Source organism: Paenibacillus sp. BR1-192, assembly GCF_029542445.1.
Classification (GTDB): domain Bacteria; phylum Bacillota; class Bacilli; order Paenibacillales; family Paenibacillaceae; genus Paenibacillus_AQ; species Paenibacillus_AQ lautus_A.
In genome coordinates this window covers 5,710,347-5,731,343 of sequence record NZ_CP120718.1, presented here as the reverse complement: position 1 = coordinate 5,731,343, position 20,997 = coordinate 5,710,347, and the positions used below count along the sequence as shown (strand labels likewise).

General features: G+C 52.7%; 18 protein-coding genes and 2 tRNA genes. 16 read left to right on the top strand and 4 right to left on the bottom strand.

The window, feature by feature from the left end; all coding sequences use genetic code 11:
• Nucleotides 1-56: 56 nt before the first annotated feature.
• The 7 genes from P0X86_RS25845 (at nucleotide 57) to zapA (ending at nucleotide 10,154) form a co-directional block, all read left to right on the top strand.
• The gene (locus P0X86_RS25845) at nucleotides 57-1,022 is read left to right on the top strand and encodes an aldolase catalytic domain-containing protein (RefSeq protein WP_009593056.1); all 966 of its coding nucleotides are present in this window, start codon (nucleotides 57-59) and stop codon (nucleotides 1,020-1,022) included.
• Between the two features lie 181 nt (nucleotides 1,023-1,203).
• Nucleotides 1,204-1,277: transfer RNA gene (locus P0X86_RS25840), tRNA-Pro, on the top strand.
• 78 nt (nucleotides 1,278-1,355) lie between these two features.
• A tRNA-Gly gene (locus P0X86_RS25835) sits at nucleotides 1,356-1,426 on the top strand.
• 603 nt (nucleotides 1,427-2,029) lie between these two features.
• Nucleotides 2,030-3,898: a ribosomal protection-like ABC-F family protein gene (gene abc-f / locus P0X86_RS25830; RefSeq protein WP_277746796.1), complete on the top strand. Its 1,869-nt coding sequence runs from the start codon at nucleotides 2,030-2,032 to the stop codon at nucleotides 3,896-3,898.
• Nucleotides 3,899-4,349: 451 nt separating this feature from the next.
• Nucleotides 4,350-5,384, top strand: a complete 1,035-nt coding sequence (gene pheS / locus P0X86_RS25825) for a phenylalanine--tRNA ligase subunit alpha (protein ID WP_009593059.1) — start codon at nucleotides 4,350-4,352, stop codon at nucleotides 5,382-5,384.
• Between the two features lie 29 nt (nucleotides 5,385-5,413).
• Nucleotides 5,414-7,864, top strand: a complete 2,451-nt coding sequence (gene pheT / locus P0X86_RS25820) for a phenylalanine--tRNA ligase subunit beta (protein ID WP_277746795.1) — start codon at nucleotides 5,414-5,416, stop codon at nucleotides 7,862-7,864.
• A gap of 259 nt (nucleotides 7,865-8,123) precedes the next feature.
• Nucleotides 8,124-10,154: a cell division protein ZapA gene (gene zapA / locus P0X86_RS25815; RefSeq protein WP_277746794.1), complete on the top strand. Its 2,031-nt coding sequence runs from the start codon at nucleotides 8,124-8,126 to the stop codon at nucleotides 10,152-10,154.
• A 93-nt stretch (nucleotides 10,155-10,247) separates the two neighbouring features.
• Here the strand turns inward: zapA and P0X86_RS25810 are convergent, their stop codons facing one another.
• The gene (locus tag P0X86_RS25810) at nucleotides 10,248-10,634 is read right to left on the bottom strand and encodes a cupredoxin domain-containing protein (RefSeq protein WP_009593061.1); all 387 of its coding nucleotides are present in this window, start codon (nucleotides 10,632-10,634) and stop codon (nucleotides 10,248-10,250) included.
• Between the two features lie 320 nt (nucleotides 10,635-10,954).
• The gene (locus P0X86_RS25805) at nucleotides 10,955-11,314 is read right to left on the bottom strand and encodes a phage holin family protein (protein WP_015737141.1); all 360 of its coding nucleotides are present in this window, start codon (nucleotides 11,312-11,314) and stop codon (nucleotides 10,955-10,957) included.
• A gap of 156 nt (nucleotides 11,315-11,470) precedes the next feature.
• On the opposite strand from P0X86_RS25805, the gene P0X86_RS25800 reads away from it, so the two are divergent.
• The 4 genes from P0X86_RS25800 to P0X86_RS25785 all read left to right on the top strand — a co-directional run bounded on the left by P0X86_RS25800 (nucleotide 11,471) and on the right by P0X86_RS25785 (nucleotide 16,442).
• Entirely contained in the window at nucleotides 11,471-13,840 is a 2,370-nt protein-coding gene (locus tag P0X86_RS25800) for an endonuclease MutS2 (protein ID WP_096776424.1), read from the top strand.
• Between the two features lie 110 nt (nucleotides 13,841-13,950).
• Nucleotides 13,951-14,370: a DUF350 domain-containing protein gene (locus P0X86_RS25795; RefSeq protein ID WP_009590305.1), complete on the top strand. Its 420-nt coding sequence runs from the start codon at nucleotides 13,951-13,953 to the stop codon at nucleotides 14,368-14,370.
• A gap of 161 nt (nucleotides 14,371-14,531) precedes the next feature.
• Entirely contained in the window at nucleotides 14,532-15,095 is a 564-nt protein-coding gene (locus P0X86_RS25790) for a hypothetical protein (protein ID WP_192570751.1), read from the top strand.
• 138 nt (nucleotides 15,096-15,233) lie between these two features.
• Nucleotides 15,234-16,442 (top strand): MFS transporter, encoded by a 1,209-nt coding sequence (locus tag P0X86_RS25785; RefSeq protein ID WP_347177563.1) that lies wholly within the window; start codon nucleotides 15,234-15,236, stop codon nucleotides 16,440-16,442.
• Nucleotides 16,443-16,613: 171 nt separating this feature from the next.
• On the opposite strand, the gene P0X86_RS25780 is transcribed toward P0X86_RS25785, so the two are convergent.
• Nucleotides 16,614-17,543, bottom strand: coding sequence for an NAD(P)/FAD-dependent oxidoreductase (locus P0X86_RS25780; RefSeq protein ID WP_277746793.1), 930 nt, complete (start codon nucleotides 17,541-17,543; stop codon nucleotides 16,614-16,616).
• Nucleotides 17,544-17,581: 38 nt separating this feature from the next.
• Entirely contained in the window at nucleotides 17,582-17,839 is a 258-nt protein-coding gene (locus P0X86_RS25775) for an FAD-dependent oxidoreductase (protein ID WP_277746792.1), read from the bottom strand.
• 139 nt (nucleotides 17,840-17,978) lie between these two features.
• On the opposite strand from P0X86_RS25775, the gene P0X86_RS25770 reads away from it, so the two are divergent.
• From P0X86_RS25770 to P0X86_RS25750, 5 genes are all read left to right on the top strand, one after another.
• On the top strand, nucleotides 17,979-18,215 hold the full coding sequence (locus P0X86_RS25770; protein WP_009590298.1) for a hypothetical protein: 237 nt from the start codon (nucleotides 17,979-17,981) through the stop codon (nucleotides 18,213-18,215).
• A 40-nt stretch (nucleotides 18,216-18,255) separates the two neighbouring features.
• Nucleotides 18,256-18,642, top strand: a complete 387-nt coding sequence (locus P0X86_RS25765; protein WP_015737135.1) for a spore coat protein — start codon at nucleotides 18,256-18,258, stop codon at nucleotides 18,640-18,642.
• A 190-nt stretch (nucleotides 18,643-18,832) separates the two neighbouring features.
• The gene (locus P0X86_RS25760; RefSeq protein ID WP_009590307.1) at nucleotides 18,833-19,333 is read left to right on the top strand and encodes an Lrp/AsnC family transcriptional regulator; all 501 of its coding nucleotides are present in this window, start codon (nucleotides 18,833-18,835) and stop codon (nucleotides 19,331-19,333) included.
• Nucleotides 19,334-19,347: 14 nt separating this feature from the next.
• Nucleotides 19,348-20,553: an aminotransferase class I/II-fold pyridoxal phosphate-dependent enzyme gene (locus P0X86_RS25755; protein ID WP_015737134.1), complete on the top strand. Its 1,206-nt coding sequence runs from the start codon at nucleotides 19,348-19,350 to the stop codon at nucleotides 20,551-20,553.
• 118 nt (nucleotides 20,554-20,671) lie between these two features.
• The gene (locus P0X86_RS25750) at nucleotides 20,672-20,935 is read left to right on the top strand and encodes an aspartyl-phosphate phosphatase Spo0E family protein (RefSeq protein ID WP_009590300.1); all 264 of its coding nucleotides are present in this window, start codon (nucleotides 20,672-20,674) and stop codon (nucleotides 20,933-20,935) included.
• Nucleotides 20,936-20,997: the final 62 nt, after the last annotated feature.

The following is a 20,997-nucleotide window of genomic DNA, read 5'->3' as shown; positions in this document are numbered from 1 at the left end:
TCAACCGGCATTCAAGTATGATGAAGAGAAAATTGCCGAGAGGAGTTTAGCTTAGAATGATTAAGAGTAGTCAGACAAAGATTGTAGACTGTACCATTCGCGATGGCGGACTGGTGAACAACTGGGATTTTAGCGTAGAATTCGTGCAAAATTTATATGCAGGCCTGAATGAGGCTGGCGTGGACTATATGGAAATCGGTTATAAAAATTCGCCTAAGCTGCTAAAAGGCGCTGATCAAGCCGGCCCTTGGCGTTTTTTGGATGATGAATTCCTTCGAGAAGTTATTCCCCATAAAGGTAAAACCAAACTGTCCGCACTGGTCGATATCGGCCGGGTGGATGAGGATGATATTTTGCCGCGCGAGGAGAGCCTGCTGGATCTCATCCGGGTTGCATGTTACATCAAAGACGTGGATAAGGCGCTTGCGCTGGTTCAGACCTTCCATGATCGCGGTTACGAGACGACGCTGAACATTATGGCCCTCTCCAACGTGATGGAGAATGAGCTGCTGGAAGCCTTTGAGATGATCAGGGAGAGCGTCGTGGATGTGGTGTACATCGTCGATTCTTACGGAAGCCTGGATCATAAAGACATGGAATACCTGGTAAATAAGTTCAAGACGCATCTGCCGAACAAACGTCTTGGCGTTCATACCCATAACAATATGCAGCTGGCGTTCTCCAACACGCTGGTAGCCGCCGACCTCGGCGTTGAGCTTCTGGATGCGTCCGTGTACGGCATGGGCCGCGCGGCCGGCAACTGTCCGACCGAGCTTTTGGTTACCCACTTGAAAGGCACGAAGTACGAGCTGCGCCCGGTACTGGACATTATTGAGCGCTTCATGATCCCTCTTCGCGAAAAAGAGGAGTGGGGTTACATCATGCCCTACATGATTACAGGCACCCTGGACGAACATCCGCGCTCCGCAATGGCACTTCGCGCTTCGGACGATAAAGACAAAATAGTGGATTTTTACGATAAATTGACGACGCCGGAAGTGACGTTCGACAAAAAGAAGTAAGGATGGCTAGGGCGTCCTTGCATCTTATATCAGTGTATGAAAGAGCAGCATCTTTCCCCATTCGGAAGGGTGCTGCTTGCTTTCTAGTGCCTAAGATACATTTTCCATAAAATACATGTTGAAATTGCGTGTCACGCATGGTATATTTATTTTTGTCTTCAAAAGACAATATGTTGATTATCGGGACGTAGCTCAGCTTGGTAGAGCACCTGGTTTGGGACCAGGGGGTCGCATGTTCAAATCGTGTCGTCCCGATTCGCTTATGATTTAGGACCTCGCAAATAGTAATCGGCATATGCTCCAAAGCATAGCGTCACTTTTGTAGGTGGATATGCGGGTGTAGTTCAATGGTAGAACTCCAGCCTTCCAAGCTGGTAGCGTGGGTTCGATTCCCATCACCCGCTTATAGTTAGACGGGAACCCTTGGTACCAAGGGTTTTTTTGTTGCTTCATTGCATAACTGGCTGCAGAAGCTGCTTGTTATCTTAGACGGGGCAAAGTAGTAAATCCTGGAGATATGAAGGATCTCTGGCTGTTATAGGATGCAGGCTCCGCAGATAGTCCTTTTACATTTTAGAAATATCTGTTATAATGGCCATAATTTCATTCCAAGAATGCGAGGTAACCTAGTCCAATGAAGTAAGACACCCTTTTCTCTAAAACAACTGCATGTAGTTTTGCAGGCGTTTCTCTACGGCGGTAGAGGGAGAGATTTGGCGTGTCTGAACAATGTGACTGGGGTGCCTCTTTTTGTTATGTCTGAAACGGTACTCTGAACCAATACCAATCACATATACGGAACGGATTGCTGCTTTTGTTGACGGGCAAGGTAAGGACCTTTCATCTCAATACCCGTCAGGGCTGGCCTGGAATGAACAGCCGAAGAATTGAGCAGTGGCGCGCATTCGTCCCGTTATTCAGATCCAAGCGAATCCTCTCTCATAACAACCGCCGCAGGCCATCGCCTGCGGTTTTTGATGTTTTTCACAGAGAGAGGATGAGGCGATATGACAATGATTCTAAAAGCGAAGGATATAAGCATGGAACTTCAAGGAAAGCCGCTGTTTGAAGGCATTCAGCTGGAAGTGGCCGAAGGAGAGCGGATCGCGCTGTATGGGCGTAACGGTACCGGCAAAACAACGCTCCTCTCCATCCTGGCCGGTGAGCTTGAGCCGACCTCCGGCGTTGTGGAGGCGATCCTTCCAAGAGAGCGCTGGGGTTGGTTGAGACAGCAGGATGAACCGGAGGAAGGCGATATGAGTGCGATCGATACGGTGCGCAGCCGCAGTCATCCAACGTTATGGGAGCTGAAGCTTCGGCTTGCGGGAGTCGAGCAGCGAATGAACGGCGGCAGCGCTGCGGAAATGGAGCAGCTGCTTGAGTTATATGGCAATCTGCTGGAGCGTTATGAATCCCGGAACGGTTTCCAGTGGGAGACCGAGGTGGAGAAAGCGATGACGATGCTGGGCATCGGGCCGGAGGTGTGGCCGGTGTCCTATCGCGAGCTGAGCGGAGGCCAAAAGACGAAGGTGATGCTGTCTGCGCTCCTGGTGTCGGCCCCGAAATTTCTGCTGCTTGACGAGCCGACGAACCATCTGGACAGTGAAAGCCTGGTCTGGCTGGAGCAGTGGCTGGTGTCGACCTATAAAGGAACGGTGCTGTTTGTATCCCATGATCGGGAATTCATTGATCGGGTGGCGACCGCCGTCTGTGAGCTGACGTCGGAGGAACTCCGGCGTTACCGGGGAGGATACACGGATTACCGGCGCGAAAAGGAACGCGAGCTGCGCGAGCAGGAGACGCTTTATCGCAAGCAGGAGCTGGCCCGCAAGGCGCTTGAGGAGTCGATCCGAAGATACGCGGAATGGTTCCATAAAGCGCATAACGCGGCCGGGGACGTGAATGAAGTCAAGATCACCGCCAGTTTCTACAAGGCCAAAGCGAAGAAGAACATCTCCAGATACCATGCCAAGGAAAAAGCGCTGGAACGGCTGGAAGCCGAGCGGGTGGATAAGCCGCGCAGCGGGCCCAAGCTGAACATGGAGCTGGAAGGGGAGGCATTCGGCGGCCGAACCCTGGTCCAAGTGAAGGACATCTGTTTTGGATACGGAGATCAACAGCTTTTTAATAAGCTCACCTTCTATTTGAACCGCGGCGACCGGCTGGCCGTAAGAGGCCCCAACGGAAGCGGAAAAACGACGCTGCTCAAGCTGCTGCTGGGGGAGATCGATCCACAGGAGGGCCGGATTACCCGGAATCCTTCCGTCAAGATCGGCTATTTTTCGCAGGAGCTTGAGGGGCTTGAACCGGAAACCACGCTGCTGGACAGCCTTCTTGTCATTCCCGGCATGACGGAGAGCCGTGCGCGTACCCTGCTGGGCTCGTTTCTCTTCAGGAGAGACGACGTGTTTAAGAAGATGGGACAGCTCAGCATGGGGGAGAAGTGCAGAACGGCTTTTCTCAAGCTGTATTTCAGCGGGGCGCATCTCCTCGTATTGGATGAACCCTCGAATTACCTGGACGTGGACACCCGAGAGGTGATTGAACAGGTGCTCGTAAGCTTTCCGGGGGCAATCGCGCTTGTATCGCATGACCGGTACCTGGTGCGCAAAATCGCGAACCGGCTGCTTACGCTGAAGCCCGGGGAAGCTCCCGCATGGTTCGAGGGAAGCGTTGGCGAGGAGGAGGAACAGGCTGCGCGAACCGGGGTGATCAAGGGAGATACCGAGAAGGACAATCGCCGAATGGCGCTTGAGTACCGGATTCAGGAATTGCTGGGGTTATCCGCTGATGGACTTGAGGCCGGGGACGAGGCGAGCTGGCTTGCCGAAATTAGGGAGCTGCGGGCCGAGCTTGCCGGGCTTTTGTCGGATTGAGCCCAAGGATCCCGATTAAAATCGGTCCGATGAGGTTAAAATGGGGAAATGAAACTTGCCATATGCCGAAAGGTTGCATATAATAAACCCTATATATTTGCATAAGTTCTAAATGCATGGATGGAGAAAAGTAGCCAGTGCCTCTTTACAGGGAAGGGATGCCGTGGATTGAGAGTGTCCCTCAAAGAATCAGGCTGGTGAAGTTCGCTCCGGAGCAGTTCCCTGAACACGGCAGCCCGCCGGTTGAGTAGGGGATAACGGGTCCGATTCGTTACGTCGGTCAAGTGAGCATGATGAGGCATACTCGTGCCCAAGGCTTTTACCGTCTTGGTTAGGGTATGATGCATGTTAACAAGGGTGGTACCACGGTCTCTTCGTCCCTTTTCGGGAGGAGAGGCCTTTTTTGTTTTCAGAACAATGATGGAGTTTACAAAGGGGTGTGCGAATAGCCATGAAGGAAAAATTGGAAGCTTTAAAGCAGGAAGCATTGGCGCAATTGCAGGATGTTACCGATCCGCAGCAGCTGAATGATTTGCGGGTGAAATACCTTGGCAAAAAAGGGGCCCTGACGGAAATCCTGCGCGGCATGGGAGCACTCAGCGCAGAGGAGCGTCCCGTGATCGGCCAGGTGGCCAATGACGTTCGCGGCGCGATCGAGGAAGTCATTTCCGGCAAGCAGGAAGCGTTCCTGCAGCAGGAAACCGAAGAGCGTCTGCGCGCAGAGAAAGTGGACGTGACCCTTCCGGGTCGCAAGCTCAGCCAAGGTGCGGTGCATCCGCTCAGCAAGGTGATCCAGGATATCGAGGATATTTTCATCGGGATGGGATACCGCGTAGCGGAAGGACCCGAGGTGGAGACGGACTATTTCAATTTCGAGGCGCTCAATCTGCCGAAGAACCACCCGGCACGCGACATGCAGGATTCCTTCTATTTGACGGAAGATCTGCTGATGCGGACCCAGACTTCCCCGGTGCAAGCCAGGACGATGCTGTCGATGCAAGGAAAAGCTCCGGTCAAAATCATCTGTCCCGGACGCGTATTCCGCCGGGACGACGACGACGCGACCCATTCGTTCCAGTTCCATCAAATCGAGGGCCTCGTGATCGGCGAGAACATTCGCATGAGCGATTTGAAAGGGACGTTGCTGCAATTCGTTCAGGAAATGTTCGGCGATAACACACAGATCCGTCTGCGTCCAAGCTTCTTCCCATTCACGGAGCCCAGCGCGGAAGTGGACGTATCCTGCGTCAAATGCGGCGGCAGCGGCTGCCGCGTATGCAAGCAAACGGGCTGGCTAGAGATTTTAGGTTGCGGCATGGTTCATCCGAAGGTGCTCGAAATGGGCGGCTATGACCCTGAGAAGTACAGCGGATTTGCTTTCGGTATGGGGGTTGAGCGGATTGCCATGCTGAAATACGGCGTGGATGACATCCGCCACTTCTTCAACAACGATACGGCATTCTTGAATCAGTTCACGCGGATCTAATTTTAACGATAAAGGGAAGTGAATAGACAATGAGAGTTTCAACCGATTGGTTGTCCGATTATATTTCGCTCGAAGGCGTAACCTCAGAGGATTTGGCTAGCCGCATTACATCGGCCGGCATTGAAATCGATGTGATCGAGAAACGGAATCAAGGCATTAACAACGTGGTCGTAGGCTACGTCAAGAGCAAGGAGAAGCATCCCGATGCCGATAAGCTGAACGTGTGCGTCGTCGATGCAGGCCAGGAAGAAGATCTCCAGATCGTATGCGGAGCAAAAAACGTGGATGCTGGCCAGAAGGTGCCGGTAGCGCTTGTGGGCGCGAAGCTGCCGGGCGGGCTGGATATCAAGAAAGCCAAGCTGCGCGGCGTGCTGTCCCAAGGCATGATTTGCTCAGCCAAGGAACTGGGCATGAATGACAAACTGCTGCCCAAAGAACTGCAGGAGGGGATTTTGGTGCTCCCGGCTGACACGGAGATCGGGAAACCGATTGTGGATGTGCTGGACCTGAACGATGAAATTCTGGAGCTGGACCTGACGCCGAACCGTTCCGACTGCCTCAGCATGCTGGGCACGGCTTACGAAGTGAGCGCCATCCTCGGCCGCGAGCTGAGCCTGCCGAACCCGGAGAAGGAAATGCTGGAGGTTCATGATGCAGCAGCCGATCATATCTCGGTTACGATCGGCGCGGATGAGCAGTGCAGCCATTATGCTGCACGCTATATCACGGGGGTAACGATCGCTCCTTCCCCGCTGTGGATGCAGAACCGGTTGATGGCAGCCGGCGTGCGTCCGATCAATAACATTGTGGATATTACCAATTATGTGATGCTGGAATACGGCCAGCCGCTGCATGCTTTTGATGCGGATCAGCTGAAAGACGGGGCGGTTCACGTACGCTTGGCTGAGGCCGGCGAGACGATGGTGACGCTGGATGGCGCGGAGCGGCGTCTGGAGCCGCATATGCTGGTAATTACGGCAGGCGGCAAGCCGGTGGCCTTGGCTGGCGTTATGGGCGGTCTGGACTCCGAAGTAACGGACGGAACGGTGAATATTTTCCTGGAGTCGGCTAAATTCGATGGCGGCACCGTCCGCAAAACCTCCCGTCAGCTGGGACTTCGCTCAGAGGCAAGCTCCCGCTTCGAGAAGGAAGTGGATCCGGCCGCAGTGATCCCTGCTTTGAACCGAGCGGCTGCACTGATGGCGAAATATGCCGGCGGGTCCGTGCATCAAGGAATCGTCGAAGCAGGAAGTGCGCAAACCGAGCCGTCCGTGATTACGTTGTCGCTGGAGAAGCTCAATCGTTATCTGGGCACGGAGCTGTCTTTGCTTGAGGTCAAAACGATCTTCTCCCGACTGCATTTCCCTAGCGGGGATGCGGGCCAGGGATTGGTGGATATCCAAGTGCCTTCCCGCCGCGGCGATATTACGCTCGATGTAGACCTGATCGAAGAGGTTGCCCGCCTGTATGGCTATGACAACATTCCGACCACGGCGATTGAAGGACCTACGACGCCGGGGTCGTTGACGGAAGCGCAGGCCATCCGCCGCTCGCTTCGCCGTCTGTTGACGCACAGCGGATTCCAGGAGGTTCTGGGTTACTCCTTCATTCATCCGCAGCAAGCGGAAGTGTTCACTTCCCTATCGGAAGGCGGGAAGGCGGTTAAGCTGGCGATGCCGATGAGCGAGGACCGCAGCGTGCTGCGTACCAGCTTGCTGCCCCAGCTGCTGGATATCGCGGTGTATAACCATAACCGCAAGCAGCCGGACCTGGCCCTGTTTGAAATAGGGAACCTGTTCCACACGCAGGAGGAGACGTTGACAAAGCAGCCGCAGGAGCGTCCGGTTCTCGGTCTGCTGCTGTCAGGACGCAAAGGCAGCAAGCAGTGGAACGTCCAGCCGGCCAAAGTGGATTTCTTCGATTTGAAAGGTGCGCTTGAAACGGTGCTCGATTATCTCGGCGTTCGCGCTGACGACATTTCTTACGAAGCGAACGGGCCGGCAGGCTTCCATCCGGGACGTTCCGCTTCCGTTTACGTAGGTCAGGGCGAGAACAAACATCTGCTCGGCGTGCTCGGACAAATTCATCCAAAGACGCAGCATGAGCTGGATTTGGAAGATACCTATGCCGCCGAGATCCTGCTTGAGCCGCTCTATGATCTGACCAATGCCCGCGTCGCTTACCGCGATCTGCCTAGATTCCCGGGCATGGAGCGCGATCTTGCCATCGTGGTGAATGAGGAAGTAGAAGCCGGTTCTCTGATGCAAGTCATCAGAGAGAACGCCGGAGAGCTTCTGCAGCAGATTCAGGTGTTTGACGTCTTCACGGGCAGCAAGCTGGGAGAAGGCAAGAAGAGTGTTGCGATCTCCTTGACGTACCGCCATCAGGAGCGGACGCTGACCGATGAAGAGGTTGCCGGGGTTACGGAAAAAGCAGTCGCCGCCCTTCAGCAAACTTTTGGCGCAGAATTAAGAAAATAGCAGGAATTGTGAACGTCCGCATCGAATCCATTACATCAGAGATTCGATGCGGGCTTTTTTGCTCTAAATTGAACTGGGATTTGCATCGGAAGGCCCGCAGGGTTCATAATTATAAGCACAAAACTGTGTTATCATATACCACACTTCGGTCTGTACTCTAGAGGTTCGTCTGTAGATGTTATCTCATATATAATGGATGCAGAGGATAGACCATTTCAGACATCATAGAATTTACACATAATAGAAGGAGGGCACAATTTTGACTACATCTGACCGTAAAAGCGTTACCGTAGACATCTACGGAACTTCCTATAAACTCGTTGGAAACAGCAGTGATTATACCAGACAGGTAGCCAATTACGTGGATGATCGCATGCGTACCATCTCCAAGGCGCACTCCCGATTGGATACCCCGCGCATTGCCGTCCTTGCCGCGGTACATATGGCTGAAGAAGCTTTGCAGAAGCTGGAGTATCAGAACGAGGCCAAGCAGATGACGGCCGAGCGGAATGAGCTGAGAACGGAACTGGCCAAGGTGCAGGGACTTCAAATCGAGCAGCAGGAGAGACATCGTCAGCAGCTGGAGCAGCTGGAGCGCAAGCTGGCGGAGCAGACAACGCTGGCTGAAGAATACAGGAAATCCAAGGAGAACCTGACGGCGGAGTCGGAGCGTACGAAGGAGCTGCTCCAGAAGGAATCGGACCGGGTGGCGGAACTTCTGAAGGAGAAGCAGCAGCTTGAGGTGCGTCTTAAGGAGCAGCGCGAGAAGCTGGAGAGCGGCCACAAGCAGGCGATGGAAGATATGAAACGCCGTTATGAAGGGCAGATTTCACAGTCGGCGCTCACGCATAAGCAGGCCGTCGAGAAGCTGGAACAGAGTTTGCGGACTTCAGCAAAGCAGGCTGAAGAGAAGCTGGCGGAGCAGTTGAAGAAACAGGAAAGCACTTATAAACAAGAGGCGCTTCTGAAAGAACAGCAGCACTCGAAGACCGTGCAGGATCTGAAGCAGCAGAATTCGAAGACGGTGCAGGATCTGGAGCAGAAGTACACGAAGACGGTGCAAGATCTGGAGCAGAAGTACACGAAGACGGTGCAGGATCTGAAGCTGGAGCACTCGAAAACCTTGCAGGATTTGGAGCAGCAGAACTCGAAGACCGTGCAGGATCTGGAGAAACAGCTCGCCGAGCAGCGCAATCGCGGCGGCCAGCTGCACTCGCGGTTAACGACCGCGGAGAAGGAACTGAACACGGTAAAAGCGGAATCGGACAAGCTGAAGGAAGAGCTCCATTCGTCCAAGCAGCAAGCTGAAGCTTCCTCGCAGGAATTGCGTTCCTTCCGTACGAAGGCGGAAGGGCTGGCGAAGGAACTCGAGGCCCTGAAGCAGGAATCCGGCAAGTCGGAGGAAGAGCGCAGACGTCTGCAGAAGCTTGTGGTGGATGCGAATCAGACCTCCCGCAAGCAGCAGGAAGAGCTGCAGCGTCTAAGCAGCGAGCTGCAATCCTGGCGGACGCTGGCGGATCAGCGCAAGGAGGAGACCGGCGAGCTCGAGATGAGAATCGTCGAGCTGATGGAATTGAACGAAAGCCTGGAAGAGGGAATGAAGGGGCTTCAGGATGAAATCCATGTGATGAAAGACGAAGCGGACCGGATCCTTTCCGAGCGGCGAAGCGCCCAGGAGGAATTGAAGGAGCTCCAGCTCCGCAACGAAGAGCTGGAGAAACTCACCCAGGACGCGGGAATCCGCGAGGAAGAGACCGGCAAACTCTACGCCATGCTGGAAGAAGAATACGATACGGTGTCGAATCAGCTCGATGAGCTTCGCAAGAAGGCGACCGCCAGCGAAGAGCGTGCAAGCGAACTTGCCGAGCAGCTGAGGGAGTCCGAAGAGCGCGCCGTTCATTGGCAGGACCAATACCAGCAATGGATGGCGGAACGGGAACAGCTGGCTGCAGACAGCGAGAAGCTCGCCGCAGAGCGCGATGAGTGGAAACGAACCAAGCTTGCGCTGGAAGAAGAGCTTCAGTCCTGGCAGCAGGAGATTGCTTCCGCGCGTCAGGTCTGCGACCGTCTGGAAGGCGAGAAAAGCGAAGCGGCACAGCAGTATTCCGAGCTTGGCGAACAGTACGAGCTGGTTATGCACCAGTATCGGCTGCTGCAGGCAGAACAGGAATTGAAGGCGGAGCAAGCCGCGCAGCTTGAAGAAGAACACCGCAAGCTGAAGGAAGAGTATGCGAAGCTCCAAGTTGAATATAATGAATGGATCGAGTTGATTGAGCAGGATCAGCGTTAGGCCATGACGAAGATGTGAACCTGAAAAAACCTCCGGATCAGAGAGAGGAAACTCTGGCGATCCGGAGGTTTTCATTTTGCATAGCAGGCCCTGCTATTCTTCGACGATCAGTTTGGATATCATTTTGCTGTGACCGGCTCCGCACATAATGGAACACGAAACCTCGAATTCTCCTGCCTTGTCAGGCGTAACGACGGTTGAGTTGTTCTTTCGGTCCAGCTGCAGGCCAAGCGCAGGAATCATAACGCCGTGGTTGCCGTCTTCGTTCTCGTAAGTAATCTTGACGGGCACCCCTTTTTTGAGGTGATATTCGGCTTGGTCAAATTGGAAGTTGGAGCCTTTAATCACGAGTTCTGCTTCCGGTGCCACGCCGGTATCCGTGATCCCCGAATTGCCCTCGGACTCTTGTTGGTTTCCGCCGCAGGCCGCCAATACAAAAAGGAGCATACATGAAACAAGTAGTGCTATGCCTTTTTTCACTATAATCTCTCCTGACTATGAAATAATTGTGAAAATTAATTTCCAATCTTTATGATAGCTCAGAACGGGAGTCGACGCACATGCCTGTTATGAAAAATTGGTGAACGTGAAGCGTTTGCAACGAATTTTATGGATTTACGTTATAATGTAGGGGAAACATAGTCAAAGAGGACGGGAACTTGCTCGAACACGGACAACCCCCTGTCATATAGCAACAGGGGGCAGTTGTGGGGAATGCATCGATGGATTTAACCGCGAACCGGGATCGTTCAGGAAGAGCTCCGTCAGGATCCTTTGACAGAAGCGGGCGGCCTTCTGTCTTATTCTTTGCGGTTTTTGCCTGCTTCAAACGGGGTGGAGATCGGAATGAACAGATCGATGATCCCGATGACCAGTGCAGCAAGCAGAGCACCCAGAATGGAGACGCTAACGCCTCCGACGATGAACTGGGCCAGGTAAATGACAAGCGCGCTCACAATGAAGCCCACGATGCCGCGTCCAAACGGCGTGACTTTTTTGCCGAAGATGCCCTCGATAGCCCAGCCAAACAGGGCGATGACGAGTGCAAGCAGCAGGGCGCTTCCGAATCCGCCGACGGAGAATTGAGGGACGATCCATCCGACGACCATAAGGACGAGAGCCGCTACGATAAATCGAACGACATGCCCGAGAAATTGCATGGTACCTGCCTCCTTAGAATAAGACTGGAATGTTACGCAGAATTTATTTTGTTCAATCGGACGTTAGGTTATGTGTGGAAGGATTTTGGATTCCATGGCGATTTCGCATGGCGTTCGATATAATATAGGCATTGATTGAGAGGAGTTGTGAACTTCTTGAACGACAAGATTTTGCACACTTTAGAATACCGGAAAATTTTAAATACATTGACGCAATATACCCAAACCTCCATGGGAAGTTTGAGGGCTGAAAGGTTAATGCCAGAGACCGACCTCGAAGCCGTGAAGGATCTGCTCGCGGCCACCGACCAGGCTTACACCGTAGACCGGCTTAAGGGCAACCCGTCCTTCCGCGGCATTACCGACATCAACGATGCTTTGAAGCGGGCTCGAATCGGAGGCACGCTGAATCCGCATGAATTGCTTGCCACGTCGAACACGATTCACGGGTCGCGACGAATCAAACGGTTTATCGCTGCGATTCATGAGGATGAGAAGATTGATATTCTCTTTAATTTAAGCGATCTTATTTCGGAGCAGAAGCCGCTGGAGGATGCCATTCGGCTCTGCATCGATGAAACGGCCGAGGTGCTGGACTCCGCAAGCGCGGAGCTGTCGCAAATTCGGAGGGAGCTGCGAGGCGGAGAGGTACGCATCCGCGAGAAGCTGGAATCCATGATCCGTTCGCAATCGGTGGCGAAAATGCTGCAGGACCAGCTGATTACGATTCGCGGCGACCGATTCGTCATTCCCGTCAAAGCGGAGTATCGCTCCCACTTTGGCGGTATCGTACACGACCAGTCCGGCTCGGGCGCGACACTGTTCATCGAACCGGAGTCCATCGTGGCGATGAACAACAAGCTGCGCGAGACCCGGATGCGGGAAGAACGGGAGATTGAAGTGATTCTGCAGAAGCTGACCGCCCAGGTCGGCGAACAGGCTGAACTGCTGTCCATCGACGTCGATCTGATCGGGCAGCTCGATTTTATTTTTGCCAAAGCCCGTTTAGCTCATGTGATGAAGGCTTCGCTCCCGCGGATGAACGACAGAGGATATATTAAGCTGCGCAGAGGCAGACATCCGCTCATACCGACGGACCAGGTCGTGCCGCTGGACGTGGAATTGGGCAATTCCTATACCTCCATCATCGTCACGGGCCCGAATACCGGCGGTAAGACGGTTACGCTCAAAACGATCGGTTTATTAAACCTGATGGCGATGTCCGGACTGTTTATTCCGGCCGAAGAAGGCAGCCAGATGTGCGTGTTCGATGCGATCTACGCGGATATTGGCGATGAGCAAAGCATTGAGCAGAGCCTGAGTACCTTCTCCAGCCATATGACCAACATCATTCGCATTTTAAGCCAGATGACGCCGAAGAGCCTGGTCCTGCTCGATGAAGTGGGGGCGGGGACCGACCCGGCGGAAGGTTCGGCTCTGGCGATTTCCATTCTGGAGCATATCCACCGCATGGGCTGCCGCATGATCGCGACGACGCACTATTCCGAATTGAAGGCATACGCCTATGAACGCAAAGGCGTGATCAATGCCAGCATGGAGTTCGATATCAATACCCTAAGTCCGACTTATCGGCTGCTGGTGGGCGTTCCTGGACGAAGTAACGCGTTTGCTATTGCAGAACGTCTGGGATTGCCAGGATCCATTCTGGAATTCGCCCGCGGGGAAGTGAAGGAAGAGGATCAGCGGGTGGAGCATATGATTGCGTCCCTCGAGGAGAACCGGCATACCGCTGAAGTGGAGCGTGAGAAGGCGGAACAGGTTCGGAAGGAAATGGAGGAACTGCGTCAACGTCACCAGCAGGAGCTTCAGAAGCTCGAGGAGCAGAAAGACAAACTCGTTGATAAGGCTCGGGCGGAAGCAAGACAGATCGTGGACAAGGCGCGGAGCGAAGCCGAGGAGATCATTGCGGACCTGCGCAAGATTGCCCAGGAGGAAGGGGCTTCCGTTAAGGAGCACAAGCTGATCGCGGCCAGAAAGCGCCTGGATGACGCCGAGCCGCAGCAGGGCAAGAAAACGGGCGGCCAGCGTTCTGCGAAGCAGCAGCGCAGCATCGAGCCCGGGGATGAGGTTCGGGTATACAGCCTGAATCAGAAGGGGCATGTCGTGGAGATGTCCGGCTCGAAGGAAGCCGTCGTTCAGCTTGGCATTATGAAGATGAAGGTCGCGCTGGACGATTTGGAGCTGCTGTCGAATCAAGCCGCCAATGCCAAGCAGGCACCGAAACAGCATGCCACCGTCCTGAAGCGGACCCGCGATGCCAACATCCGGAATGAGCTGGATTTAAGGGGAGCGAACCTGGAAGAAGCCTTGATCGAGGTGGACCGGTTCATTGATGAGGCGTTTTTGGGGAATCTGGGACAGATCTACATCATTCACGGCAAGGGAACCGGCATTTTGCGAACCGGCATTCAGGATTATTTGCGCAAGCACAAACATGTCAAAAGCCATCGTTTAGGCAATTACGGCGAAGGCGGCAATGGCGTTACGATTGCCGAGTTGAAATAAGAAATCAGGAACCGTTTTCTCCTTCAATCGTATAACATATCATCAATAGGGTTCAGAACGACGGGATGCGAAAGGTGCCGCATCCCGTTTATCAGGGAGGAAATAAGGGAATGACGGAAGCGATTGATCATTTGCTGACCCATCCGCTTGGGGTGCTCGTCGGCTATTTCTCGGTTGCGATACTTGCACTTATTGTTTACTTGTATTGCTTTGAATTGGTTACCAAGTACAATTGCTGGGATGAAATACGCAAAGGAAATGTTGCCGCGGCCATGGCGACCGGCGGCAAGGTCTTTGGCATTTGTAACGTGATGCGGTATAGCATCACGGCGAATACGTCCATTTACGGCATGATTAAATGGTCGTTCTTCGGGTTTATACTGCTTTTATTGGCTTATTGGCTGCTTGAATTCTTGACGCCTGTGTTTTCGGTCGATGAAGAGATTGGCAAGGATAATCGGGCAGTGGGCCTGATCGTGCTTCTTATCACCGTATCTTTGTCTTACATTATTGGAGCGAGCATTACTTAAGGGCTTCGGGAGGAAAAGAACGATGAAATATTTACCGCGGATATTGTTTGCGGCAGCCATGATTTTTTTCGTGGCGGGTATTGTATACTTAATGTCTCAATAAAAATAACGTAAACAGGGCCATTCATGGCCGTTTGAATAAAGAAAGGGATGAATGACCGATGGAACCGACGGTTTGCCCATGGTGCCAAAGTGAGATTGTATGGGATGAGGAGATAGGTCCCGAGGATACCTGTCCTCACTGCGCGAATGAGCTTAAAGGCTACCGCACATTGAATATCGCATTGCAAGATGAAGATGAAGATGAAGAGGACGGCGGGGAGGAATATGAAGAGGCTTATGAGCCTTCCGACGAGGAGGCGCGCGATCTTCATCGCATCTGGGGCTCCGACCATGAATCGCTGTCATCGCTTCGCACCGTGGATAAGTACGGGGAAGATCACGATCTTTTTGCATTCGAGGAGACGGTGGAGGGGATCCTGGACCAACAAGAGGAAGTGCCCGAGTGTCTGCATTGCCGAGAGTATATGCTCCATGCAGGAACGCAGCGCGTGAGCGGAGAAGGCTTCCAGCCGGTTCACGCACCCTTGATCCAAGCTCCCATTCTGCAGCCTCCGTATGATCTGAACGTTTATGTATGTCCCGGATGCTTCCATGTGCAGTACAATTTGGCAGAGAACGACCGGCTTCGGATGATCAAGAGTTTTATCCATAAAAAGGAATAGAGTTGCGGAGCGGCGCTGTTGCCGATCCCGCGGATGACTTAAGGAAACTGCCGGCGGCGGTTTCCTTTTTTTTGTTCATGAAGTGGAGCGCGAAGGGGTAAAATACCTTGGACTTCAAGTGAAAGGGCAAGGGAGGAACTGTATATGAAGTTGACAAAGGACCCCCAGGCTATGCTTCTGTTATCGGTTCATGGGTTGTTTATTCTATCGAGCGCATTGTCGGGTACGTTCCTCAACGTATACTTATGGAAAAGCCGCCAAGATTACACCATGCTCGGCTGGTTCACGATTGCGCAGCAGGTGGCGCTTGGCCTGACGTTCTGGGCCGCCGGCAAATGGGTGAAGGAGCATAACAAAATGAATGCGCTTCGCCTGGGAATTGCCGTGTCCGGCTTGTTTTATCTATGCGTGCTGTGGGCAGGGAGGGACGCCGTCCATTACATTTGGCCGCTCGGCCTGCTGTTCGGTGTGTCTTTAGGATTGTTCTGGTTGGCCTTTAATGTGGTTTACTTCGAGGTGTCGAGTGCGGAGAACCGGGACTGGTTTAATGGCTGGATCGGGCTCTTGGGCTCCATAACGGGGATTATCGGTCCATGGCTGGCAGGCTGGATCATTACGCTGATGCATGGGGATCAGGGCTATCGGTTTATTTTTACCGTGTCGATGGCCATCTTCGCCGTAACGGTGGTCATGAGCTTTTTTCTGCGCAAAAGGCCGGTTCAAAGCGATTATCACTGGCTGGAAGGGGTAAGCCGCCTCAAGGAGGGCGGCGTTTGGAAATACGCGGTATTAGGCTTGGCTGTTCAGGGAATCCGGGAGGGCGTGTTCTCCTTTCTCATCACGCTGCTTGTTTTCGTGGCGACGGATCAGGAGTCCAAGCTGGGGCAATTCGCGTTGATTACTTCGGCCGTTTCACTGGTCAGCTACTGGGCCTGCGGGAAATGGTTCAAGCCCAAATTCCGTAAAACCGGCATGCTGGTTGGTTCCGTATTGATGCTGCTTGTCATCATGCCGCTGCTATTTACGGTCAACTACACTACGCTGCTGGTGCTGGGAATCGGGACGTCGCTCTTCATTCCGCTGTACATGATGCCGGCTATATCGGCCAGCTTCGATCTCATGGGCGTGAATCAGGAAAACGTGGAGAAGCGGGTGGAACTGGTCGTGCTCCGGGAACTCAGTCTGACGATAGGCCGAATTACGGGCTTGCTTGTTTTCATTCTTGTACTGTCATTCAGGCAGGATACGTTAACGATAACATTGCTGCTGCTGTTTCTGGGGGCATCCCCCATCGGATCTTGGCTGTTCATACGAAAGCTGTTTCCTAGCAAAGGACAAGCCGCCTGAGCCTGATGGCATCGATGTGAGACATGGAGATCATGCAATGAGCGAAAGTTGGATAACGCAGGTCAGCGACGTTTTTTTTAAAATAGAAGGCCGCGACGCGGAGGCAAATCGTACAAACGCAAAGAAGGTATCTCCAAGGCCGCAGGGCCTGTTAGGGGATACCTTCTTAATTTATGTGAAGTTCAGGTCGATCGGACGCCTCAGCGAGAACCATTTCAGTTCTTCGGGCTCTCTGCCGGCAATCGTCTCGGCCAGGAGGTCGGCGGCGATCATGCTGTAAACCATACCGTTTCCGCCATAAACCTCGATGAAGTAGCTGTGCGGATACTGCGGATGTCTGCCGATCAGCGGGATGCCGTCTTTGGTGGAGGCAAACACGCCAGCCCAGCTGCACGCCATTTTCACGTCCGTCATCGTAGGGAACAGCTTATGAATTTCATTCAGCAGTCTCTGGCTTCTTGGCTCGGCGTATTCCTCCGGTTTGCCTGAAGGAGGCAGCGGCTCATCCAGTCCACCGGCCATGATCCGCCGGTCCGGCGTTGTCCGGAAATAGAGATATGGACGGTCGGTCTCCCATATGAGAGCCCGCTCATACCACGAAGACAGATCGTGAACAGGCTCGGTCATAATGGCATAGGTATTGAGGAGATCCACTTGATAATCCGGCTTCCATTCTTGGGTGCTGTACCCGGTAGCCCAGATCACGTGTTTGGCTGAAACGCTTCCCTGATCCGTCATGACGGTGACATCGTTGTGTGTATACCTGGTTTCTTTCACTTCGCTGTTTTCATAAATTCGCAGCCCCTGATCGCCGGCATCCTGAAGAAGATGATGTCCGAGACGGTAGGGATTGACTTCGGCATCGCCGCGGGTATAGATGGCGGCTTCCTTTGAGAACGGAAATTTAGCCTTCACATCATCGCGGTTCCAGTACTGCACGTCGAAGCCCTTGCGTTTGAGGAGGTCATACTCATGACGAATCAAGCCGATATCTTGAGGGTTGCTGGCATAGTAGAGGCTGCTTCGAGAGATCAACCCGGAATCCCTTGACAACGTATTCGCGATTTCAGTGAGCCGACGTATGGCATTTCTGCACATCATGTAGAAGGCGGTACCCCGGTCCTCGCCAAAATGTTGAATCAATTCGAAAGGGGACAGTCGTTGGAGATTTGCAGCAGTCCCGTATTGGCGGAAGTGCTGCCCTCGCATACTCGACTTTTCTCCAGGAGAATGGCGTCGACGCCTTGCACGCTCAGGACATAGGCCATCAGGGCACCGCTGATACCGCCTCCGACGACCAGCACGTCGCAGCTAAGCCGGTCCGAGAGCACGGGATATTTTTTTACCGGTTCGGTGTTTAAATATTTCCAGGGCGTTGTTCCGCCGGTCAGTAACATGATCCATCCCCTCCCATCGTCACATCGCAATTAGTTTGGTCGTTCCTTCCGCATTTCATGACATCTTGCGACATAGATTTGTACAACGGTGGCATACTAGGTCCTGTCAACCTAAATGGAAAGGGGAACAACGAACCGTATGACACCCAATCAGCAATTACAGCCTCTCACTTCAAAAGAGCTGGATTATATCGTGGACTGCATCTCCAACGAGACCATGCTGGCCAAGCATTGCGCCGCCACGGCTGCAGCCAGTCAGAACCCTGCCATTCAGCAGGCACTGCTCGGATTCGTGAAGCGACATGAGCAGCATCTTGATATGTTGGTGAACTCCCTTCAGACCCACAGCAGCGTTGCGCCCAACCAGCCGCAGTAAGCAGACAGTGCATAACCAACAACCCAAAGGAGGAACTACGATGGCAACCCCTAACGGATCTTCATTCCTGCCCGAAGAGGATTTGCTCAGCCCGATACTGGGAGAGCTGAAACGGGCCGTTCGAGAATATACGACAGCCACGACGGAAGCCACTTGCCCTGACGTGCGTCAAATGTTTACCAATTTGACCACGGATACGCTGAGTCTGCAAGGCGAATTCTTTAATATGATGAAGCAGCAGAACATGTACACCGCAGGCACGCATGCGCTGAAATACGACGTGGACAAGCAGCATAAACAAGCGCAGCAGTCCGTACAAAAAACTCGGGAAACGATAAATCAAAAAACTTCAAGCATGGGCGCGTATGCGCACAATCCGAACGTTGAGCCCCATGCAACCAATGTATCCCCTGCTTCTTATATGTAATGTAACCCAACCATCTATGGTTAACGCAACGATTTCGCCGATGACACCTCCAGCATTCGCTGCGGGCATGCATCGGTTTTTTTCTTTTGCACATCCCGTGTAAGTTATTGTAATATAAGTATTAATCTCTGTTCCGACAAAACCGTGTGTCACGAGCGGTTATTCGGAATAAGTGCTGGAGGATACGTACATGGAAGAGCTAAGCGAATTGAAACTGAAGGTGCTTGACCTGCTGAAAGAGGACGCGAGAAGATCGCCGGCTCTACTCTCTACTCTACTCGGTGTAGAAGAGGAAGAAGTAAAGACCTCCATTGCGGAGCTTGAACGAGATCACGTCATTGTCAAGTACGCCACCGTTGTCAATTGGGGCAAGGTGGAGGACGAGAAGGTTACGGCGCTGATCGAGGTTCAGATAACGCCTGAGCGCGGAAGAGGCTTTGAAGGAATCGCGGAACGGATTTATTTGTTCCCGCAGGTGAAGTCGGTTTATTTGATGTCAGGCGCCTACGACCTGCTGGTCGAAGTGGAAGGCGGTAACCTGCGTGAGGTGGCCAATTTTGTTTCCGAGAAACTGTCGCCTATTGATTCTGTATTATCGACCAAAACGAATTTCATTTTGAAAAAATATAAACAAGACGGGATTATTTTTGAAGAACGTCAAGAAGACAATCGTCTCCTGATCTCGCCGTAAAGGAAGCGTGTGCTATGATTTTGAACGAACAGCAGCTTGCAGAAAATAACAGGAAATCGATGAGCTCTTATTTGGCGCCTAGAGTCAGGGATATTCAACCCTCCGGAATCCGGAAATTTTTCGATCTCGTCAGCGGAAACAAGGATATTATCACGCTAGGCGTCGGGGAGCCTGATTTCGTTACGCCGTGGCATGTACGAGAAGCGTGCGTATATTCATTGGAACGCGGGTTTACGGGCTATACGTCCAATGCCGGCATGCCGGAGCTGAGGGAAGCGATCGCGGAATATTTGAACGACAGCTTCCATGTGACCTATAATCCTGCGAATGAAATCATCGTAACCGTGGGCGGCAGTGAAGCGATTGATCTGGCGCTGCGGGCCTTGATTGTTCCCGGAGATGAAATTCTGATTCCGGAACCGTGTTACATTTCGTACTCGCCGATCGCTTCAATCGGCGGCGGCGTGCCCGTCGGCATCGAAACGACGGCGGAGCATCATTTCAAACTGACGGCCGAGGCGCTGGAAGCGCAAATCACGCCCAAATCAAAGATTCTGATTCTCTGCTATCCGAGCAATCCGACAGGGGCGATCATGACCTACGAGGATTGGCTTCCGATTGCGGAAGTGGTGGAAAAGCACGATCTGATTGTGATATCCGATGAAATTTATGCCGAGCTCACGTATGAAGGCAAGCATGTCAGCTTTGCCTCGATGCCCGGCATGATGGACCGCACCATACTGGTGAGCGGCTTTTCGAAGGCGTTTGCTATGACCGGCTGGCGTATGGGATATGTGTGCGCCCATACGGATCTCATTGCCGCCATGCTGAAAATTCATCAGTATACGGTCATGTGTGCACCGGCCATGGGGCAAGTCGCAGCGCTTGAAGCATTGCGTAACGGCATGGGGGAGAAGGACCGAATGGTTGAATCCTATAACCAGCGGCGCAGACTCGTTGTGCAGGGTCTGCGGGAGATCGGTCTGGATTGCCACGAACCCCAGGGAGCGTTCTACGCCTTCCCAAGCATCAAGGGAACGGGACTCGGCTCGGAAGAATTCGCTCAGCGATTGCTGACCGAAGCCAAAGTGGCCGCAGTGCCGGGCACTGCCTTCGGGCTTGGCGGGGAAGGTTTCATTCGCTGTTCTTATGCTACATCCATTGCTCAACTGAATGAGGCATTGGAGCGAATGGGCAATTTTGTTGAAAAAATAAAGTAGGCAAGGAATTCGTTGAACTTTTTCCTTGAATTAACAAAAGATTCACTTTTCATTGACGAAAATTATGTTATAATTTTATTTTGGGGGCAGAATTTTACTTTCCAAGGAGGGATCACCAGTGTTTTGTGATTATGAATTGTCAAACTACCGTGGTGATTATACGGCTGAAGACAATAATCACGGTAAATGGTCAATTAAATCAGCCAAATCCACTCCTCAGGAAATTACCTTGGAAGACGAAATTCACATGCTCCGCCGGAAGATGGAGCAAATATTTTTGGAAGAGCAGTCCTTCACGTCGGAAATTGTGATCGAGATCAGCAGTTTGCTGGATCTGAAGATCAACGAATATATGAAGGCCCATCCCAAAAAGAAACTCTAAAATATTTCACCATTAAATAATGCAAGGCTGTTCCTAGAGTGAGAATACTCGTGGATCAGCCT

Excerpts from the sequence above, each read along its gene's own strand:
- P0X86_RS25845 (WP_009593056.1), top strand. The coding sequence starts at position 57 with ATGATTAAGAGTAGTCAGACAAAGATTGTAGACTGTACCATTCGCGAT.
- abc-f (WP_277746796.1), top strand. The coding sequence starts at position 2,030 with ATGACAATGATTCTAAAAGCGAAGGATATAAGCATGGAACTTCAAGGA.
- pheS (WP_009593059.1), top strand. The coding sequence starts at position 4,350 with ATGAAGGAAAAATTGGAAGCTTTAAAGCAGGAAGCATTGGCGCAATTG.
- pheT (WP_277746795.1), top strand. The coding sequence starts at position 5,414 with ATGAGAGTTTCAACCGATTGGTTGTCCGATTATATTTCGCTCGAAGGC.
- P0X86_RS25805 (WP_015737141.1), bottom strand. The coding sequence starts at position 11,314 with ATGCAATTTCTCGGGCATGTCGTTCGATTTATCGTAGCGGCTCTCGTC.
- P0X86_RS25795 (WP_009590305.1), top strand. The coding sequence starts at position 13,951 with ATGACGGAAGCGATTGATCATTTGCTGACCCATCCGCTTGGGGTGCTC.
- P0X86_RS25790 (WP_192570751.1), top strand. The coding sequence starts at position 14,532 with ATGGAACCGACGGTTTGCCCATGGTGCCAAAGTGAGATTGTATGGGAT.
- P0X86_RS25780 (WP_277746793.1), bottom strand. The coding sequence starts at position 17,543 with ATGATGTGCAGAAATGCCATACGTCGGCTCACTGAAATCGCGAATACG.
- P0X86_RS25775 (WP_277746792.1), bottom strand. The coding sequence starts at position 17,839 with ATGTTACTGACCGGCGGAACAACGCCCTGGAAATATTTAAACACCGAA.
- P0X86_RS25770 (WP_009590298.1), top strand. The coding sequence starts at position 17,979 with ATGACACCCAATCAGCAATTACAGCCTCTCACTTCAAAAGAGCTGGAT.
- P0X86_RS25765 (WP_015737135.1), top strand. The coding sequence starts at position 18,256 with ATGGCAACCCCTAACGGATCTTCATTCCTGCCCGAAGAGGATTTGCTC.
- P0X86_RS25760 (WP_009590307.1), top strand. The coding sequence starts at position 18,833 with ATGGAAGAGCTAAGCGAATTGAAACTGAAGGTGCTTGACCTGCTGAAA.
- P0X86_RS25755 (WP_015737134.1), top strand. The coding sequence starts at position 19,348 with ATGATTTTGAACGAACAGCAGCTTGCAGAAAATAACAGGAAATCGATG.